The following is a 20,316-nucleotide window of genomic DNA, read 5'->3' as shown; positions in this document are numbered from 1 at the left end:
TTGGGAGCAAGAAAGTGGGAAAACGTACAGATATAAAAAGCATTCTGATTTTAGGTGCAGGCCCAATTGTTATCGGCCAAGCATGTGAATTCGACTATTCAGGAGCCCAAGCGTGTAAAGCACTACGCGAAGAAGGTTATCGAGTTATCTTAGTTAACTCAAATCCTGCGACAATCATGACTGATCCTGAAATGGCTGATGCGACTTATATCGAGCCAATCCATTGGGAAGTGGTACGTAAAATCATTGAAAAAGAACGTCCAGATGCGGTTTTACCCACAATGGGCGGACAAACTGCACTCAATTGTGCGCTTGAGCTTGAGCGTAAAGGTGTGCTTGCTGAGTTTGGCGTAACGATGATTGGCGCCACCGCAGATGCGATTGATAAAGCAGAAGATCGCCAGCGCTTTGATAAAGCGATGAAAAAAATTGGTCTGGGAACGGCACGTTCGGGCTTTGCTCATAATATGGAAGAAGCTTACGCCGTCGCTGATGATGTTGGATTTCCTTGTATCATTCGACCTTCGTTTACAATGGGCGGTTCAGGTGGTGGTATCGCTTATAACCGTGAAGAGTTTGAAGAAATTTGTACTCGTGGTCTTGATCTCTCACCAACTAATGAATTGCTAATTGATGAATCATTGATTGGTTGGAAAGAATACGAAATGGAAGTTGTTCGTGATAAAAACGACAACTGCATTATTGTCTGCTCGATTGAAAACTTTGATGCCATGGGGATCCATACCGGTGACTCAATTACCGTTGCCCCCGCTCAAACACTAACAGACAAAGAATACCAAATCATGCGTGATGCCTCGATGGCAGTATTACGTGAAATTGGTGTAGAAACAGGTGGCTCTAACGTTCAATTCTCAGTTAACCCAAAAGATGGGCGCTTAATTGTGATTGAGATGAATCCACGTGTATCCCGCTCATCTGCTTTAGCTTCTAAAGCCACAGGCTTCCCAATTGCGAAAATTGCCGCAAAATTGGCAGTAGGTTACACCCTTGATGAGCTAATGAATGATATTACAGGTGGTCGTACGCCTGCATCATTTGAGCCTTCAATTGACTATGTTGTGACCAAAATCCCACGGTTTAATTTTGAGAAATTTGCGGGTACAAATGACCGTTTAACGACGCAGATGAAATCAGTCGGTGAAGTTATGGCGATTGGCCGTACATTCCAGGAATCAATGCAAAAAGCATTACGTGGACTAGAAGTTGGCGCAACAGGTTTTGATCCGAAAGTCAGCTTAGATGACCCAGAAGCATTAACACGTATCCGTCGTGAGCTAAAAGAAGCTGGCGCTGAGCGTATTTGGTATGTGGCTGATGCATTCCGTGCAGGCTTATCTGTCGATGGTATTTTCAATTTAACAAATATAGACCGCTGGTTCTTAGTTCAAATTGAAGAGCTTGTTCGCCTTGAAGAGCAAGTGGCAGAAGAAGGTATTAACGGGCTGACAAAAGAGTTTTTACGTGGTTTGAAGCGCAAAGGTTTCGCTGATGAACGTCTGGCTAAATTAGTCGGTGTTTCTGAGGCAGAATTGCGTAAACTTCGTCAAAGTTATGACTTGCATCCAGTTTATAAGCGAGTTGATACCTGTGCTGCGGAATTTTCTACTGATACCGCTTACATGTATTCAACTTATGAAGAAGAGTGCGAATCTAACCCAAACAATGATAAACCTAAAATAATGGTGCTTGGTGGTGGTCCAAACCGTATTGGTCAAGGGATTGAATTTGATTACTGCTGTGTTCACGCTTCGCTTGCATTACGTGAAGATGGTTATGAAACCATCATGGTTAACTGTAACCCTGAAACGGTTTCAACAGACTACGACACTTCAGACCGTCTCTATTTCGAATCAGTGACCCTTGAAGATGTATTAGAAATAGTACGTATTGAGCAGCCAAAAGGGGTAATCGTGCAATATGGTGGACAAACGCCACTGAAGTTGGCACGTGCACTCGAAGCGGCCGGTGTACCAATTATTGGTACGAGCCCTGATGCGATAGACCGCGCAGAAGACCGTGAACGTTTCCAGCAAGCCGTAAATCGCTTAAATCTGAAACAACCACAAAATGCAACGGTTGCGACTATCGAACAAGCGGTTGAAAAAGCCGTTGGAATAGGCTATCCATTAGTCGTTCGCCCTTCTTATGTTCTTGGCGGTCGTGCAATGGAAATTGTGTACGATGAGATTGATTTACGTCGTTATTTCCAAAATGCGGTGAGTGTATCGAATGATGCACCAGTCTTACTTGACCGTTTCTTAGATGATGCGGTTGAAGTTGACGTCGACGCAATTTGTGACGGTGAAATGGTGCTTATCGGCGGTATTATGGAGCATATTGAGCAAGCAGGGGTTCACTCTGGCGACTCAGCATGTTCATTACCCGCTTACACATTAAGTCAAGAAATTCAGGATGTAATGCGTGAACAAGTGCGTAATCTTGCATTTGAGTTACGTGTTCGTGGGCTGATGAATGTTCAATTTGCAGTCAAAAATAACGAAGTGTATCTGATTGAAGTTAACCCTCGTGCAGCTAGAACGGTGCCATTTGTGTCTAAAGCAACAGGAGTACCTTTAGCCAAAGTAGCAGCGCGTGTCATGGTCGGCCAAACATTGGCACAGCAAGGTGTCACTAAAGAAATTATTCCACCTTACTATTCAGTCAAAGAAGTGGTGTTACCATTCAATAAATTCCAAGGTGTAGACCCAATTCTTGGTCCTGAAATGCGCTCGACCGGTGAAGTGATGGGGGTGGGGCGTACTTTTGCAGAAGCATTTGCTAAAGCGATGTTAGGTAGCAGTTCTACGATGAAGAAATCGGGTCGCGCACTGTTATCAGTACGTGAAGGCGATAAAACTCGCGTGGTTGATTTAGCGGCTAAATTGTTGAAACATGGCTTTGAATTAGATGCGACGCATGGAACGGCGATTGTGCTGGGTGAGGCTGGTATTAACCCGCGCTTAGTTAACAAAGTTCATGAAGGTCGTCCGCATATTCAAGACAGGATCAAAAATGGTGAATACGATTACATTGTTAACACCACCGCAGGTCGTCAAGCTATTGAAGATTCTAAATTGATCCGCCGTAGCGCGCTGCAATATAAAGTGCATTATGACACCACGTTAAATGGTGGTTTTGCGACAACGATGTCTTTAAGTGCAGACCCAACCGAAAAAGTGATTTCCGTACAAGAGATGCACGCATTAATTAAATAATTACTGTGACGCTGATGATAGCCTCAGTTGTTGAAAAACAACTGAGGTTTTTTTATGTACGATCGGGATATAAAAAATAGTAGACAGCTAATTTTTGATTAGCTTTCTTTTTTATTGAGTGCTTTGCGATGTTTCCAGTACATGACTATCGAACCAATTAACCCTGCGAGTAGTAACACGACGGGGATAATCATTAATGCACTAATAACGATTTGTTCATGTTGTTTTACAAATGGAATTTGATTTAAGGCATAGCCTAGCGTGACAATAATACCGACCCACAATAAACCACTTAACCAATTGAATAATTGGAAACGGCGGTGACTTAAGTCGGAAAGGCCCGCAAGTACAGGTAATAGTGTACGAACAAAAGCTAAAAATCGCCCAATAAGTAGTGCGTAAAGCCCTTGTTTATTAAACATATTATTTGCTTTCGCATGATATTCTTCCGGTATTTGAGATAACCAGCGCTTGACCGTTTTAGTGTCACTTAGCCATCTTCCCTGTAGAAAACCAAGCCAGCAGCCAAGGCTTGCCGCCGTTGCTAGCAATAAAACAGTGGGAATAAAGTGTAGAACACCTTTTGCAATTAATGCACCAGAAAGAATAAGTAGAGTATCACCGGGAAGAAAAGCGGCAGGAAGAACGCCATTTTCTAAAACAATGACAACAAAAAGTACGGTATAAATAACCCAAAGGACTTCAGGGTTGGATAGTTTAAGGAAATCGTGGTGCCAAAGTGCCTGTACGATTTCGCGTAGGACTTCCATAATTGTTCCTGTTTTTACATAAAAGCCAATTCTTAAACTATCTTACAGGAAAAAAATATCGTGGGTTTGATTTGTTTGGGTTATTAGGTTATTTGAAGATAAATATGTTATTGGATATTACACACTATCATTGATGAATTTCTGTCAACAATAGTGTGAATAAACGCATTGATAGTTTTAATGGTTAGAGTCGTTCAAATGCCAATTGTAAATCATCAATCAAGTCTTGTGGATGTTCAAGGCCAACGTGAATACGGAAAAATGTACCGTCATTGGGTTTGAAATCATATTGACGCATACTCAATAAATCTTCTTTTTGATAACCTAAAATAAGCGATTCATAGCCTCCCCATGAATAACCCATTTTAAAATGGGTGAAATTATCTAAAAATGCACTGAATTGTTCTGTTGATAAACGATCTTTTAGTTGAAAAGAAAAGAGCCCATTACAGCCAGCAAAATCACGGGCAAAGAATTCGTGCCCTGGTGAAGTTGGCAATGCGGGGTGAAAAACTTGTTCAACTTCGGAGTGCTTAGCAAGCCAATTAGCAACGATTAAACTATTCGTTTCATGTTGTTTTAAGCGAGTGGCTAATGTGTGGAGTCCTCTTCCTGCCATATAAACCGTATCAGGATCAGCGGTTTGACCTAAAAGGTAAGAGTTTTCACGCAATGCTTCGAGGCAACGTTCATTTGCGACTGCGACCCCTAACATGCCATCGGAGTGGCCATTAATATATTTAGTCGCAGACTGAATAGAAATATCGACACCTAATAATAACGGTTTAAGTAATACACCCGCAGCCCAAGTATTATCAATCATAATAATGATTTCAGGCGATTTATCACGAATAGCCTTAACAATAGCGGGAATGTCATGCACTTCCATGGTGATAGAACCTGGCGATTCCAAAAAGACAATGCGAGTATTAGGGCGAATAAGACTGGTGATGTTAGCACCAATTAAAGGATCAAAGTAGGTTGTTTCAATATTGAGTTTTGTGAGCATTTTGTCACAAAAATTTTGTGTAGGATCGTATGCAGAACCCGTCACTAAGATGTGATCGCCCGTTGAGACAAATGATAAAATGGCATTAGTAATTGCTGCTGCGCCAGAAGGATAAAGCGCACTCCCCGCACCACACTCCAGCTCAGCCATTGCTTCTTGGAAAGCAAAATGTGTTTGGGTACCACGGCGACCATAAAAAAGTACCCCATCAGCACGATGGCGAGTCGCATGTCGTTTTTCTTCTAGAGAGCTAAAAATAACAGAAGAGGTTCTTTGGATAATAGGATTAACCCCTTTTTGAGTATATTTAGGGTTTCTACCCAGATTAACTAATTGCGTTTCAGGTCTAATTTTTGCCATGTAATATACCTTCCTTTATCCTAAATTGTTTTAGAGGTGGCTATTTAATATATTGAAGTTAAATGATTTGCTTAGATGAGTGCAAGGGTTATGTCGCAACTTGATTATTCTTCATATTTATACTCTTCATACTTCAACCTGTAGGGTTGTTGGCAGCGCTCAGCTACTCGGGTCACATACTTGTGTATGCTCCTCGAGGTGTGCCTACCTACAGATTGAATTACTTAGAATAAATATATAATCAGGTGGTATGTAAGATAAAATGTTTAAAGAATGATTAGTTTTGTCTATTTTGAATGTGTTAGGTAATAACTCAAATAACCTCATCATCGGCGAGGGCTTATTGGTTGGAAAACAAAAAATAGTAAAAAAATCGCGAATACTAATGATAATTACTATCAATTCGCGCTATGTTTGATATCATCTGCTCGTCTTTTTAAAAGAGATATATATCGCGAATCAAATTTCGCTTTTAAAGGTTAGTCGATGAATGGCACAATCATCGATATGAATTTTTTTATACAACACTAAAGAAGAGAGTAAAGGCCAACTGATGCGTAAACTAACAGCTTCTATTCTATTGGCGATTGGCTTGATGGGAACGGCAGTCGCTGAAACTGCCCCAGCAACAGCACCTGCTGCAGCTCAGAATACACCGTCAACATCGCCTTCTAATAATTCGGCTACACCCACTTCCACACCAACAACTTCACCAAATGCTGAGATTGCACCTGCACCTTCAATAGCTCCTAATTCAGGTGCGGTAGAGAGCAATACTGTTGTTAGTGAAAGTATTGAAATTGCGACAGAAAATCAACTTGGTGGGTTTGATAAAGACTTATCAGTTTGGGGTATGTACCAAAACGCAGATAACGTTGTTAAAACAGTGATGATTGGTTTAGTTATCGCATCTGTGATTACTTGGGCTCTGTTCTTCTCTAAAGGTATTGAAATTTTAATTGCTCGTCGCCGTTTGAAAGACGAGACCAAAGCTATCGCACAAGTTAAATCACTCGATGAAGCAGTGAGTATTGCCGATGGTTTTAAAGCGAATAGTATTACTCGTATGCTATTAAACGAAGCCGTATCTGAAAGAATACTTTCAGTAAATAGTACTGATTTATCAGGTACTAAAGAGCGTACAGCATTTAGACTTGAAAGAGCTGTAGCGGCGATTAGCCGTTATATGGGGCGCGGTAATGGTTATTTAGCAACAATAGGTGCAATCTCTCCATTTGTGGGGTTATTTGGTACTGTCTGGGGGATCATGAATAGCTTTATTGGGATTGCTCATTCACAGACAACTAACCTTGCTGTTGTTGCTCCGGGTATTGCCGAGGCTTTATTGGCAACTGCAATTGGACTTATCGCTGCTATTCCTGCGGTTGTTATTTACAATATTTTTGCCCGAATGATTAATAACTACCGTGGTCAAGTTGGTGATACCGCTGCACAAGCCGCATTATTACTTGGTCGCGATCTCGATCTGGCCAATAGCAAAGCAAGGTAACGATTATGGCAATGCGTTTAGGTGACGAGCAAGATGACAGTGGTGAAATGCATGAAATCAACGTAACACCTTTTATTGATGTTATGTTAGTTTTGCTGATTATCTTTATGGTTGCAGCGCCTTTGGCGACGGTCGATATTAAAGTTGATTTGCCAGCCTCGACGGCGAAACCACAACCGCGTCCAGAGAAACCTGTATTTCTGACAGTTAAAGCTGATAATCAGTTATTTATTGGTGATCAAGCGGTATCAAAAGAGCAGCTTTCTGCAATGCTAGACCAAGCAACAAATACCAATAAAGAAACAACAATCTTTTTCCAAGCGGATAAGAGCGTTGATTATGAAACAATGATGGATGTGATGAATGCATTGCGTCAATCAGGCTACCTTAAGATTGGTTTGGTTGGTATGGAAGCGGTTTCTTCTAAATAAGTCATAGCACCGTAGTTATAGTATGACAAATAGAATTATATTTTTTATTGCGCGTCTTGTTTCTAAATTTTAGTGTATTTTTCACTTAAAATGATAGATATAAGGCGCGTTTTATTTTTAGTTAATAACGAGTTAGTTTATTCCTATTTTTTCCAATCCTGAGTTCAAATCCCATTAGGTTAGAAGAACGAAAGAGACCATTCACTAGTAAGTCTGCTATTTTTTTTATTGCTTTGTTAAATCTGCAATGCTTCCTTGTATTTTAATAACCTATAGTGGGCACTAAAAGATAATTCAATATAAAAGTTATTGAATTCCGTACTCTTTATTTGGGTATTTAAAGTGGTGGTATCAAGAAAATAATTTGTATTATTAAACTTAATAATGAAAAATGAAATTTCGATTCTATTGCTAATATTAAATTGAAATCCAAGTCATTATATTTTAATGCATTTATTGTTAAATTATTAAAAATTTCTAATCCCTATCTGTTATTTCTTTGTTTTAAAATTAGCGTTATGAGAGATTTAAATTCTATCGATGCCTATATTATTGGTTTGATTGTATGGAAAGTGATAATGAAAAATAAACCATTTAATAAGTAAGGGTATGTGTTAGCACGACAACTTATAAGTATTAATACTCGGTCAAATAAAATAAATCATCTGTATAGATAGCCTAAAAATGTTTGATTTTTATAAGGATAAAATAAATTTAATATTATTCTTTATGAAAAAGCAGAAAGAAGATACGGTATTAACTAAGTAAAAATCCATTTAAAGGGTAAGTTTAATTTATGCTTATTAATATAATTTTGAAAATCAAAGAAGCAGGTGACATTATTTTTAAGCTCTACTTAACATAAATTATTTTAATTGAAAAATTAATTTATTACTCAATATAATTTTTTAGTTAAAATTATATTAATGACTATAATTATTTTAAATAAATGATTTACTCGATTGCTTAGTTTATACTTCATTGATTTTTATCATTTTTAATTTTATTTCTAGTGGTTTTGGGTGATTTTAAAAAACACTTGCGCAACATAATTGTTGCGTTATAATGCAATCAATAACATTTAGAAACACTTTTTAATACTTGCTAATATTGAAATGTTTATTTTTGAAATTTACTTATGCTAGGGAATGAATAAAGTCTTAATGTAATTTAAATGGGACTTTATATTAAAATAGATAATTTTGCTCAATTTATGTATCGAGCTGTATTTCAAATAAAGCATAGTACTTATTAAGTTAAATGTTATTACTGGGGTCAATGGGCTGACTTCAGACTACGCATAGCAAGCAATGCCGTAAAACGGCAGTTTCATATTATACTCCTCTATAAATAAAATAAGACTACATTTCCAGCGTTATCTAAAAGATAACGCTTTTTTTTGCAAAAAAATCGTGATTAACGATATTTTCTATTACCATTATATTTTTGTAATTTATTCTCTTTTTATAATCGAGATCAATATCATTGAAGGCGATTTTCTCATTAGTTATGTTAGTTTGAACTCAAAATACTAACAGTATGTGAGTAAAAATGAATGAAGTGATTGGCAATCTTTGATGTACATCCAATTGAGCAATATTTTTAAACACTTTGTGATATTTATTCTTCACGAAATTACTAATCGGAGTATGATGTGCACCTCTTCGCTGTGGGGGTGTTATGTAACACATTTATACAACAGCGAAATTCTTTGCCAGGTTCTGGTATGAATGAATTGGAAGTTACAATGACTTGGTTTGAGTTCAAATCTCGCTATCTCATCGCTTTTTGGAAACCCCTTCCTGCTGTTATTGCCGCAGGTATTTTGTCTACTTATTATTTTGGACTTACTGGCACTTTCTGGGCTGTTACGGGTGAATTCACACGTTGGGGTGGACACGTTCTTCAACTATTCGGTGCTGAGCCACAAAACTGGGGCTATTTTAAAGTTATTGGTTTTGAAGGAAGCCCGCTAGATCGAATTGATGGTGTGATGATCATCGGTATGTTTGCAGGATGTATTGCGGCAGCACTATGGGCGAATAACGTTAAATTGCGTATGCCTCAACATCGAATTAGGATTTTTCAGGCGATTATTGGTGGAATTATTGCAGGCTTTGGTGCACGCCTAGCAATGGGGTGTAATTTAGCGGCATTTTTTACTGGGATCCCTCAGTTTTCTTTGCATGCGTGGTATTTTGCAGTGGCTACTGCGGCAGGTTCTTATTTTGGTGCAAAATTTACATTAATGCCCATGTTTAGAATTCCCGTTAAGCTGCAAAAAGTTAGCGCAGCGTCACCTTTGACGCAAAGACAGGATGTTGCTAAAAGACGTTTCAGATTAGGCATGATTGTTTTCACTTTATCAATGGCGTGGGGTCTTTATACTTTATTCGACGCGCCTGTAATGGGCTTTGCGATATTATGTGGAATTGGTTTCGGTCTATTGATTGAACGCGCTCAAATTTGTTTTACTTCCGCTTTTCGTGATTTATGGATCACCGGACGTACGCATATGGCAAAAGCCATTATTATCGGCATGGCGGTTAGTGCCATTGGTATTTTTAGCTACGTACAATTAGGTGCGACGCCAAAAATACTTTGGGCAGGTCCGAATGCGGTTATTGGTGGATTGCTGTTTGGGTTTGGTATCGTGCTGGCTGGGGGTTGTGAAACTGGCTGGATGTATCGTGCCGTTGAAGGTCAAGTTCATTACTGGTGGGTCGGTTTTGGTAATATCATTGGCGCAACAATCCTGGCTTATTATTGGGATGATTTGGCGCCTTGGTTGGCAACAGACTTTGATAAGGTTAATTTACTTGAAACATTTGGTCCCGAAGGCGGTTTAATCGTGACTTACTTATTATTAGCCATCGCTTTCGCCTTGATGTTGCTGTGGGAAAAACACTTTTTCCGTAAGCGTGCTCAAAAATCGGTTAACACATCAGTGGAGGCATTATGAATAAGAAAGATATAGTTCCAGATTATCGCTTGGATATGGTTGGTGAACCTTGTCCTTATCCTGCCGTGGCAACACTTGAAGCGATGCCATCGCTTAAGTCTGGGGAAATATTGGAGGTGGTGAGTGATTGCCCACAATCAATTAATAATATTCCGCTAGATGCTAAAAACTATGGTTATACCGTGCTGGATATTCAACAAGATGGGCCAACAATTCGCTATTTAATTCAAAAATAGTGATTGTGAGTCAAAATGGCGAGCATTAATACTCGCCATTTTAATTTTGTATTTATTAAACTTTTGGTTTATTTACCGCTTTTCCAACTAACAATATCGAGTACCAGTTCACATTCATCATCAACATAGTTGCCTGTTGGTATGAATCCTAATTTTTTATAAAATTCAAATGGGCTTTCTTCGCCTTCTCCGCAGCTATTATACAGACGTGGATACCCTTTATTTTTCAAATAACTGATCACTTGAATTAACGCTTCACGGCCAAAACCGAGTTTTTGATAAGGCTCTGCAATCATAAAGCGCCAGAGCATGATGCCGTTATATTCGAGCTCATCGTCATCTAAACCTGAATGCAGCATAATGAATCCAACGGGCGTATCATCGGCGTATATACCGCGGTACCAAGCACAATTTGAAAATTGGGCTTCAACCATTGAATAGGCATTATCAGCTACCATGTTGCGTTGTGCTTCACTTAGTGTATGACTTAACAGGCAAATTTCAGAAAAATTGTCTGCAGTTACTTTTTGCAGGGTGACAAGGGAATTTTCATCCACCTCAGGCTCAATGAGTTCTTTCATAACATTTCCTTCGATTGAATATTGACCACAACTCCAATGATGGAGAAATTTATTTATTATTTTTTTGAATAAAAACATTGCGATGAAGTTGCTATATGTAGACAACATAATTCGAAACGATATAGGCAACAGCTCTATATTTAGTATCATGATGAATATAGCGATAATTCAATCAACCAGAGATTGCACTGCCAGTCAATGACTTCCTTATGGCTATGCAGGTTGTGTCTAAAAAGTAATGGCAACTTACGTTTAAGGTAAGTTGCCATTGTGAGATGAGTTCGATGGGCGAAAATGGAGCGATAGATAATTGGTACCACAAAAGTCTGGTACGATAAAACTAGTGCTCGGCTTCGCCACCAAGGGCATCGATTAAGCGAGCAATCAATGCACTCAATTCACCAGTCATTAAGATATAATCAGCATCAAATTTTTGCGCATAATCTTCTTTGCCAATATCGTCATTTTGTTCTTTTAAGGTATCGCTGAATTTTAATCTTTTTAGAGAACCATCTTCAGATAACATAAATTGAATTCTTTCTTCCCAATCTATGGCTAATTTAGTGACGAGTTTACCCGCTTCAATATGGGTCGCAATTTCATCTGAAATGAGATCTTGTTTCTTACAGCGGATAATACCGCCTTCTTCTAAGATAGCCTTTAACTCTGCCTCATCCATAACGGCAAAACCCTGAGGTAAAGATCCAGAACGGATCCACTCAGTGAGTGTGAGTTCAATAGGATCTTTAAAAGTTAGAGGAACAACGGGTAATGAACCTAAGCTTTTACGTAATAAAGCTAAGTTATCTTCAGCTCGTTTGGCACTTGCGGCATCGACAATAATTAATTGATTGACGGTATCAATCCAAATGTAAGTTTTACTAAATTTACTAAAAGCACGAGGTAGTAAGGTATGGACGACTTCATCTTTTAAGGCGTCTTTTTCTGTTTTTTTCAGTTTACGGCCTTGGTCTGCTTCAATCTTTTCAATTTTATCTTGTAATTCTTGCTTAATGACAGGAGATGGCAGCATTTTCATTTCTTTTTTTGCACAAATAAGAATTTGATTGCCTGCTGCATGAGTCAGTGCATCTGCACCGCGCATAGGGGATACCCAACCTGTTTTCATCATATCTTGACTGCCACATGGCTGATAGGCTAGCGGGGCAAGCTGTCTTTCCAAATCATCCGCAGAGAGCGCCAAATCACGATTTAGGCGATAGACCAATATATTCTTGAACCACATGAAAAACCTACCTTTGTTGAAAAATTGCCAGTTATAGCCGGGAGCTATGATAGCGAATTGTCAGTTATTAAGCGAAAAAAAATGTCATTTAGCAATTATCTTTCTTTTTAGTTAATTTTATCAATCGTCTCTCAATTTTACTTTCTGCATATTGATATCAATAATGTATATAGGCAATGATATGTAAAATTGATAATAAGAGAGAGTCACAATGAGAATCGGTATTGATTTAGGCGGCACAAAAATAGAGGTGATTGCATTAGATGATGCGGGTGACTCCTTGTTTAGAAAGCGTATACCGACCCCGCGGGGGGATTATTTAGCCACATTGAATGCAATTGTAGGCTTAGTTAATGAGGCTGAAGCAGCAACCGGTATGACAGGTACTGTAGGTGTTGGAATTCCAGGGACTCTTTCTCCTGTGACGGGGAAAGTGAAAAATGCCAATTCAACATGGTTAAATGGGCAATACTTTGATGCAGATTTGTCTAAGTTGCTTGAACGTCCAGTAAAGGTGGCAAACGATGCTAATTGCCTTGCTGTTTCTGAAGCGGTCGATGGTGCAGGCGCAGGCGCTAAAGTTGTTTTTGCCGTCATTATTGGAACCGGTTGCGGCGCAGGAATTGCTATCAATGGGCAAGTTCATTCAGGTGGAAATGGAGTTGCCGGTGAATGGGGACACAATCCTCTACCTTGGCAGGATGATAAAGACAGATTATTTCTCGATGATGAGATTTGCTACTGCGGCCTAACTGGTTGTACAGAGTTATTTGTTTCAGGTACAGGCTTTATCGCTGATTATAAAAAGCTTTCAGGGGAACAAAAAACAGGTTTGGAAATTGTTAAGTTAGCGCAAGAAGGCAATAAACAAGCCGCCATAGCGATGGACCACTACCAAACACGTTTAGCAAAAGCACTGGCTCAAGCAATTAATATGCTGGACCCCGACGTCATCGTGTTAGGTGGGGGAATGAGCAATGTCGATAGTTTGTATGATGCACTGCCAGAAAAGATCCGCAATTGGGTGTTTGGTCGAGAGTGTGATACGCCAATTCGAAAAGCGGTGCATGGAGATTCGAGCGGGGTGCGCGGCGCCGCATGGTTATACTCGTCATAATTACAAACTGTAGGGGTGTTGGCTGCGCTCAGCTACTCGGGTCACATACTTGTGTATGCTCCCCGAGATATCCTCGCTTGCCGCCTACCTACAATTTGAATTATTTAGAGTATAAAATTTCAGGTAAAGAACTTTAGATAAAAATTTAAGTGAAGAACTTTAGGCGAAAACTACAAACTGTAGGGGTGTTGGCTGCGCTCAGCTACAATTTGAATTATTTAGAGTATAAAATTTCAGGTAAAAAACTTTAGACAAAAACTCAAGCGAAGAGTCTGAGGTGATGAGTTTTTAGCAAATATTCAAATGAAGGACTTTAGGTTAAATTAAATAAAAATTTCTGATATAGCTTATTTGCCACAAGTTTAATTTTTCTGACTCTATTTTTAATGATACTTATTGCCGTATTGCTGCAATAAGTGATGTAAATCACACCCCTTTATTTCAGCACTAAAATTGAGTCGGTTATTGTTCATATAACTTCAATAATTTTGGCTTTATAACTCAACATTAATTCATTTTTGTGACCGATATTAAAGTCGGGGTCTATAAAAAGACTAAAACCGTGATTTAGTCACATTTAATGGTTACTGTTTGCAGTGTAATATCATTAAAAATTGAAGTAATGCACATTGTAGACAATTGTAGTCCTAATTTCGTTGTTTATTTAACCAATGGGCTAGAACTGAATATAACGATTCGAGAGGCAACTTTGTCTCGTTAAGGGCAGCTAAGGGGATTCATAGTGAATAAAGTATTGAAATTATCATCGCTTGCTTTGCTAGTCGCATTTAATGCGAATGCAGCAACTGTTGATTTACGTGTTATGGAAACATCAGATGTTCACAGTAATCTGATTGATTTTGATTATTATAAAGATAAGCCAACAGAGCAGTTTGGCTTGGTACGTACAGCGACTTTGATTAAAGCCGCTAAAAAAGAAGCGACTAATGCCGTTCTAGTCGACAATGGTGACTTGATCCAAGGTAGCCCGCTTGCTGATTACATGGCAGGCAAAGGCTTGAAAAAAGGGGAGTCACACCCTGCACATAGTTTGATGAACACCATGGGTTATACCGTGGGTAACTTTGGTAATCATGAATTTAACTTTGGTTTAGAATACCTGCAAAAAGCTATTGCAGGTGCACAATTCCCATATATTAATGCCAATATTATAGATGCGAAAACAGGTAAAAACTATTTCAATCCTTATATCATTGTTGATACCCCAGTTAAGGATCGTGATGGTAAAACGCATAATCTAAAAATTGGTTATATCGGCTTTGTGCCACCACAAATTCTAATTTGGGATAAGCCAAATCTAGAAGGAAAAGTGGTTGTTAATGATATTACTGAAACAGCTAAAAAATTCGTTCCTCAAATGAAAAAAGAGGGAGCAGATATTATTGTTGCTATCCCTCACTCAGGCTTCTCACAAGAGCCATACAAAGCAATGGCCGAAAACTCGGTTTATTATCTCAGTGAAGTACCGGGTATTAATGCCATCATGTTTGGCCACTCACATGGGGTTTTCCCAAGTAAAGAGTTTGCAGACATCAAAGGCGTTGATCTCACTAAAGGAACCGTTAATGGCGTTCCAGCAGTAATGCCGGGTCAGTGGGGCGATCACTTAGGTGTGGTTGATCTTGTAGTCAACAATGACAAAGGTAACTGGGAAGTTGTTGATGCAGCGGCACATGCGCGCCCTGTCTATGATAAAGCCAATAAAAAGGCACTCGTAGAGCGTGATGAAAGCCTGGTTAAAATTATCAATGAACAACACGAAGGTACTCGTGACTTCGTCGGTAAGTTAATTGGTAAAGCATCTGAAAATATGTACAGTTATTTGGCCTTGGTTCAAAGCGATCCAACTGTTCAAATTGTTAATGATGCACAGATTGATTACACCAAAACCTTTATTCAAGGCGATCCAGATCTTGCAGATTTGCCGGTATTAGCTGCGGCAGCACCGTTTAAAGCGGGCGGTCGTAAAAATGCACCATCTGAATTTATCGAAGTTGAAAAGGGTGATCTAACCTTCCGTAATGCTGCGGATCTTTACCTCTATCCAAATACTTTAGTTGTTGTAAAAGCAACAGGTGCAGATGTGGTTGAGTGGTTAGAATGCTCGGCAGGTATGTTTAATCAAATTGACCCACAATCAACAGCACCACAAAGTTTGATTAACTGGGGCGGTTTCAGAACATATAATTTTGATACAATTAGTGGTGTTAATTATCAAATTGATTTAACGCAACCTGCTAAATACGATGTTGATTGCCAAACTGTAAATAAAGATGCGAATAGAATCAAAAATGTCACTTACCAAGGCAAGCCAATTGATCCGAAAGCAACATTCCTAGTCGCTACCAACAACTATCGTGGATACGGCGGTAAATTTGCAGGAACAGGCGATAACAACATTGCGTTTGCTTCTCCAGATGAAAACCGTTCAATCTTAGCGGCTTATATTGCGAAAGTTTCTAAAGAGAAAGGTGAAATAACGTCTAAGGCTGATAATAATTGGTCATTCACACCAATTAAAACGGATAAGAAGTTAGATGTTCGTTTTGAAACTTCACCAAGCGATAAAGCAGCTGAATTCATTAAAGAACATGCTCAATATCCTATGAAGCAAGTGGGTACTGATGAAATCGGTTTTGCAATTTATCAAGTAGACTTAACTGAGAAGTAATTATCTTAGTTGAGATATAATGGCCTACCAAGGATTGGTAGGCTTTTTCATATGCAGTATATTGAAAAAGCGGTTAAGGTTATTTACCTTAATTACGGTTGTTAATTTGCGAATAAGTTAAATTTAGATTATTAATAAAATTCAGGATACTTAGAACTGATAATAAATTAAGTATCCTGAATTATGATTATTTCGAATTTCATTAATTTATTCATAAATTACATTCAACATAGGTAATTTTCTTGTTCTATCATATTCAACTTTTACATAGTCAGACTCTATTTTTTTCCCATCTTTCAATGAGCCAGTCGTCGATATGTTTTTACCATTTCTAAAGCACTGAACATTTATTTGACTTTTATTGGTTAAATTTATTTCACATTGAGGCTCATATACATAGCCTGAAAACGAGATTGTTCCTCCTGTAGAATTAGAAGTTGCATAACTAAAGGAACTGCTTGAAATGAGTATTGCTACAATGGTTGTAAATAAAGATAAACGTTTCATAGTCCACCTCGATAATAGCACTAACTAACATTTAACTGTGCAATTTTGCTCTTATATTTAGTGTAGTTCAAATATTGATAATACATAATAAAAAATGGAAATTATTTTAAAAATATCTTTGGTGTGATTTAATGTATTGATTTTAAATCAAAAAAACATAAGCTAAATGTTGTTCGATTGATTGAAAATCAATTAAATATATAGATATGTTAATAGGGGGGTTGTAATGAGGAATGTTTGTTTCGTTAATGTTTTTAAGTATATTATTTATTTATAAATAAGAAAATATTACAACTAATTTAAGATAGGTTTATTTATTATTGTTGTTTTATTTGTTAAGTATTATTTTACCCTGATATTGGCATATATTATCAACTTAAATTGATTAAAACTGAGTTCTCTCAATAATAAGATAAGTGAGAGAACTCAGATGAAAATTAATTTAAAGCTAGTGCTTATTTGAAAATTTTGAAACGAACTTCGTCATCCATAAAGCCTTTATCGCCAGCGGGCTCATTAATTGAACCAAATACCATCTGAGCGCGTAATATCCAGTTAGCTGGAATATTCCATTCCTTTTGAACTTGGCTATCAATAATCGGATTATAGTGCTGTAGAGATGCACCGACATTTTCTTGTGCTAATGCAGTCCATACGGCAAATTGAGCAATACCACTTGCTTGTTCAGACCAAACAGGAAAATTGTCCGCATATAATGGGAATTGCTCTTGTAACCCAGTAACTACATCTTTATCTTCAAAAAATAAAATAGAGCCAGCGCCAGCAGCGAAGCTATCAATTTTTTGTGCTGTACCTGCAAAAGCTTGCTCAGGAACGATAGCGCGCAAAGTTTCTTTCACCATATTCCACAGTTTCTTATGTTCAGCACCAAATAAAACAACGACGCGAGAAGTCTGTGAGTTAAATGAAGATGGAGAATGTTTAACCGCTTCTTTAATTAATTTTGTGACATGCTCTTCAGATACGGGTAATGCATCGCCAAGGTTATAAATTGTACGACGGTTTTTAATCATTTCGATAAATGCGTTAGACATGTTGTCTCCTAGCTTTAGTTAGCACACGGCAGTTATTGAATAAATCTCAGAAGCCGCAGATTGTTTCGATGGTTATTACTATAGCGAGATAGCTTAAAAATCATAGGAAAAAAATTTAACGATAAGGTTCAAATTTTTGCGTGTAGATCTTAAAGAGATTAACTTCATTTAAATCAGAGTGATATATGAAATAGTATCTTACAAAATAATATTTCTATCATCAAGTGGGCAAAAAATGGGATAGAGAGTATAAAAATATTGAGGAAAAAGGATAGAAAAAGACATATTGATGAGATTTTTTGTTTCCATTAATGTTCATCACACTGAAAGTTACATGATTATTGACTAATCGATTTTAACCGAGTCACATCGTTTATCTATGCTTCTCGGTTAATGATATGTATTAAGGTTAATTCAATTCGCTGAGATCCTTTTTAATTTGTATTTTTGTACCGCCAAAATTATCATCAATATATTTCTTTACGGCTTCGCTATGATAGAGATCGTTTAATTTAGCAAATTTAGGATCGTTTTTATTATCAGATTTAGTAACTAATATATTAATATTATTTTTAATGGTGTCATCGTTTTGCTCTCTAAATAAAGAGTCTTTTAAAACGTTAAGTCCACCTTCTTGTGCAGCTGTATTTCCGATTACTGCAATGTCTACATCCGGTAGCGCTCTAGGACCATGTGCATATTTTATTTGTCGAAAGACTAATTCTTTAGGATTATTTGTAATGTCACTAATAGATCCCGTGGCTTGATTGAATTCAGGTTTCAAGCTGATTAACTTTGAGTTCTCTAATAGTTTAAGTGCTCTTGCATGATTGGCTGCATCGTTTGGGATCGCAACAATCGCTTTGTTGGGTAAATCAGCTAAATTTTTATATTTTACAGAATAGATCCCCATCGGTTCAAAATAAGTCGTGAAGATTGGTGCGAGCTTATTATCATGATTTTTATTGAAATCTTTTAGAAATCCCCACGATTGAAAGGCATTGACATCCACATCACCATCGATGGTGGCGACATTCAAGGTGATCCCATCGTCAATGATTTTAACATCAATATCTAAATTTGCATCTTTAGCGCTTTGAGATTCCGCGATAAAATTCCAGATATCAGCATCACTGCCATGGCTGCCAACGATGATTTTTTGTTTGGGATCTTTTTGTTGAGGTGCTTTTTCAGCAGTGCTGTCCTCAGGTGAGCAAGCCGTTAAAGCAGAAACCGACAATGCCAATATTAATGCAGTTATTTTTTTCATTTTAAATTCTCATTAGTTATTTGTTAGTAATATCTAATCAGACAAGATCTTACTTTTATAAATAATATTTAATTATTTATTTGTGTTTTTTGTTATATGGATTAGAAAGTATCTATTCATTGAAATGGTTATATCGATATAGTTTTATATTATTATTAGTATTTTTAAAGTTGGTATTTAATCGACTGTTAAATAGATGAATAGCTATTTTTATTATTCACTAAAGTCATATTCTATAAATACAGAGAGTGAAAAGGATTAAATATGTCAGCGACTCAATTACCTATTATTGATTTGAATGAACTTGATAACCCAGAGACGCAAGCAGATTTTTATAAGAAATTACGCTTCATTGCGCGGGAAATTGGCTTTTTTTACCTTGTTGGACATAATTTTACGCCTGAAACTCGGGAGCAATTGTTGGCAATAACAAAACAGTTTTTTGCTTTGCCAAAGGATGCCAAAGAACAAATCTCAATGAGTCATTCAAGACACTTTCGCGGATATACAGCCTCAACACAAGAGAGCACGCGAAATCAACCTGACTTTCGTGAACAAATTGATATTGGTGAGGAATTGCCAGCTTTACAATTAACCGACCAAGATCCAATTTGGCTGAATTTACAAGGACCAAATCAGTGGCCACAAGCATTGCCTGAGTTGAAAACACAAGCGCTTGCATGGCAAAAAGAGATGCGAGATATCGCGATTAAATTAATTAAAGCCTTTTTAGTTGCACTTGAGTTGCCTGAAAACAGTTTCGATAGTGTTACCGCCGAACCGGCACAGCATTTATTAAAATTAATTCATTATCCTGCTCGTACTGATAATCATGAGGGAGAGCAAGGCGTTGGTGCCCATAAAGATGCGGGGATTTTGACACTGCTTTGGCAAGATAATAGCGGTGGATTACAAGTTGAGACAGATAATGGTTGGATAGATGTTGCACCATTAGAAGATGCATTTGTAGTAAATATTGGTGAGGTATTTGAATTAGCAACCAATGGTTATTTACGTGCAAATGTTCATCAGGTTGTTAGGGGGAAAAATAGCGATTCACGTTATTCTATCGCTTATTTTATTACCCCAAGTGTTTTTGCCGATGAAGTTCCCTTATTGCCGCTACCTTCCTATTTAGCTCAACAAGCGTTGGGGCCTGATAGCGATCCTTTAAATCCATTATTTACCAATTTAGGCAAAAATGTCATTAAAGGCCGTTTGCGTTCCCATTTATCTGTTACTCGCCAATTTTATCCTCACGAGTACGAGCAAATTATTAACAATAGTAATATTGTATAACTGATAATGTGATGATTTATGAATAAAAAGTTGGA

The 20,316-nt window shown here is 37.7% G+C and carries 15 protein-coding genes; 8 read left to right on the top strand and 7 right to left on the bottom strand.

The features are described 5' to 3' along the window. The first annotated feature begins 14 nt into the window (after positions 1-14). Positions 15-3,236 carry a carbamoyl-phosphate synthase large subunit gene (carB, locus tag ACTH6U_RS01375; protein ID WP_294108334.1) on the top strand — a complete coding sequence of 1,074 codons (3,222 nt, stop codon included), beginning with the start codon at positions 15-17 and terminating at the stop codon, positions 3,234-3,236. Between the two features lie 98 nt (positions 3,237-3,334). Here the strand turns inward: carB and ACTH6U_RS01370 are convergent, their stop codons facing one another. Together ACTH6U_RS01370 and metC are read right to left on the bottom strand one after the other, a co-directional pair. After that, positions 3,335-4,006, bottom strand: coding sequence for a DedA family protein (locus ACTH6U_RS01370; protein WP_294108336.1), 672 nt, complete (start codon positions 4,004-4,006; stop codon positions 3,335-3,337). A gap of 184 nt (positions 4,007-4,190) precedes the next feature. Next, positions 4,191-5,375 (bottom strand): cystathionine beta-lyase, encoded by a 1,185-nt coding sequence (gene metC / locus ACTH6U_RS01365; RefSeq protein WP_434720738.1) that lies wholly within the window; start codon positions 5,373-5,375, stop codon positions 4,191-4,193. Between the two features lie 553 nt (positions 5,376-5,928). On the opposite strand from metC, the gene exbB reads away from it, so the two are divergent. The 4 genes from exbB to yedF all read left to right on the top strand — a co-directional run bounded on the left by exbB (position 5,929) and on the right by yedF (position 10,514). Next, complete coding sequence (exbB, locus tag ACTH6U_RS01360) at positions 5,929-6,885, top strand: tonB-system energizer ExbB (protein WP_441831413.1); 957 nt, start codon at positions 5,929-5,931, stop codon at positions 6,883-6,885. 5 nt (positions 6,886-6,890) lie between these two features. Beyond that, entirely contained in the window at positions 6,891-7,316 is a 426-nt protein-coding gene (gene exbD / locus ACTH6U_RS01355) for a TonB system transport protein ExbD (RefSeq protein WP_294108344.1), read from the top strand. Positions 7,317-9,063: 1,747 nt separating this feature from the next. After that, positions 9,064-10,278: a selenium metabolism membrane protein YedE/FdhT gene (gene yedE, locus ACTH6U_RS01350; protein ID WP_441831453.1), complete on the top strand. Its 1,215-nt coding sequence runs from the start codon at positions 9,064-9,066 to the stop codon at positions 10,276-10,278. Further along, positions 10,275-10,514: a sulfurtransferase-like selenium metabolism protein YedF gene (gene yedF, locus ACTH6U_RS01345; protein WP_294108346.1), complete on the top strand. Its 240-nt coding sequence runs from the start codon at positions 10,275-10,277 to the stop codon at positions 10,512-10,514. Before yedE ends, yedF begins: the two co-directional genes overlap by 4 nt. Positions 10,515-10,582: 68 nt before the next feature. On the opposite strand, the gene ACTH6U_RS01340 is transcribed toward yedF, so the two are convergent. Together ACTH6U_RS01340 and rdgC are read right to left on the bottom strand one after the other, a co-directional pair. Then, positions 10,583-11,095: a GNAT family N-acetyltransferase gene (locus ACTH6U_RS01340; protein ID WP_294108348.1), complete on the bottom strand. Its 513-nt coding sequence runs from the start codon at positions 11,093-11,095 to the stop codon at positions 10,583-10,585. A gap of 340 nt (positions 11,096-11,435) precedes the next feature. Then, the gene (rdgC, locus tag ACTH6U_RS01335) at positions 11,436-12,341 is read right to left on the bottom strand and encodes a recombination-associated protein RdgC (protein WP_294108351.1); all 906 of its coding nucleotides are present in this window, start codon (positions 12,339-12,341) and stop codon (positions 11,436-11,438) included. 211 nt (positions 12,342-12,552) lie between these two features. Here rdgC and mak point away from each other — a divergent pair, with 211 nt between their 5' ends. Next, a complete protein-coding gene (gene mak / locus ACTH6U_RS01330; protein ID WP_294108354.1) occupies positions 12,553-13,458 on the top strand; it encodes a fructokinase in 906 nt (301 codons plus the stop codon). Between the two features lie 739 nt (positions 13,459-14,197). Further along, positions 14,198-16,150 carry a bifunctional 2',3'-cyclic-nucleotide 2'-phosphodiesterase/3'-nucleotidase gene (locus tag ACTH6U_RS01325; protein ID WP_294349985.1) on the top strand — a complete coding sequence of 651 codons (1,953 nt, stop codon included), beginning with the start codon at positions 14,198-14,200 and terminating at the stop codon, positions 16,148-16,150. A 207-nt stretch (positions 16,151-16,357) separates the two neighbouring features. On the opposite strand, the gene ACTH6U_RS01320 is transcribed toward ACTH6U_RS01325, so the two are convergent. The 3 genes from ACTH6U_RS01320 to ACTH6U_RS01310 form a co-directional block, all read right to left on the bottom strand. After that, on the bottom strand, positions 16,358-16,657 hold the full coding sequence (locus ACTH6U_RS01320) for a hypothetical protein (RefSeq protein ID WP_294108356.1): 300 nt from the start codon (positions 16,655-16,657) through the stop codon (positions 16,358-16,360). A gap of 455 nt (positions 16,658-17,112) precedes the next feature. Further along, entirely contained in the window at positions 17,113-17,712 is a 600-nt protein-coding gene (locus ACTH6U_RS01315) for a nitroreductase family protein (RefSeq protein ID WP_294108358.1), read from the bottom strand. Between the two features lie 409 nt (positions 17,713-18,121). After that, positions 18,122-18,982 (bottom strand): MetQ/NlpA family ABC transporter substrate-binding protein, encoded by an 861-nt coding sequence (locus ACTH6U_RS01310; RefSeq protein WP_434720742.1) that lies wholly within the window; start codon positions 18,980-18,982, stop codon positions 18,122-18,124. Positions 18,983-19,246: 264 nt separating this feature from the next. Between ACTH6U_RS01310 and ACTH6U_RS01305 the strand changes: the two genes are divergently transcribed. Continuing rightward, the gene (locus ACTH6U_RS01305) at positions 19,247-20,281 is read left to right on the top strand and encodes an isopenicillin N synthase family dioxygenase (RefSeq protein ID WP_441831412.1); all 1,035 of its coding nucleotides are present in this window, start codon (positions 19,247-19,249) and stop codon (positions 20,279-20,281) included. Positions 20,282-20,316: the final 35 nt, after the last annotated feature.

The organism is Providencia sp., from assembly GCF_052096715.1.
Lineage (GTDB): Bacteria > Pseudomonadota > Gammaproteobacteria > Enterobacterales > Enterobacteriaceae > Providencia.
This window is presented reverse-complemented; position numbering and strand designations above follow the sequence as displayed.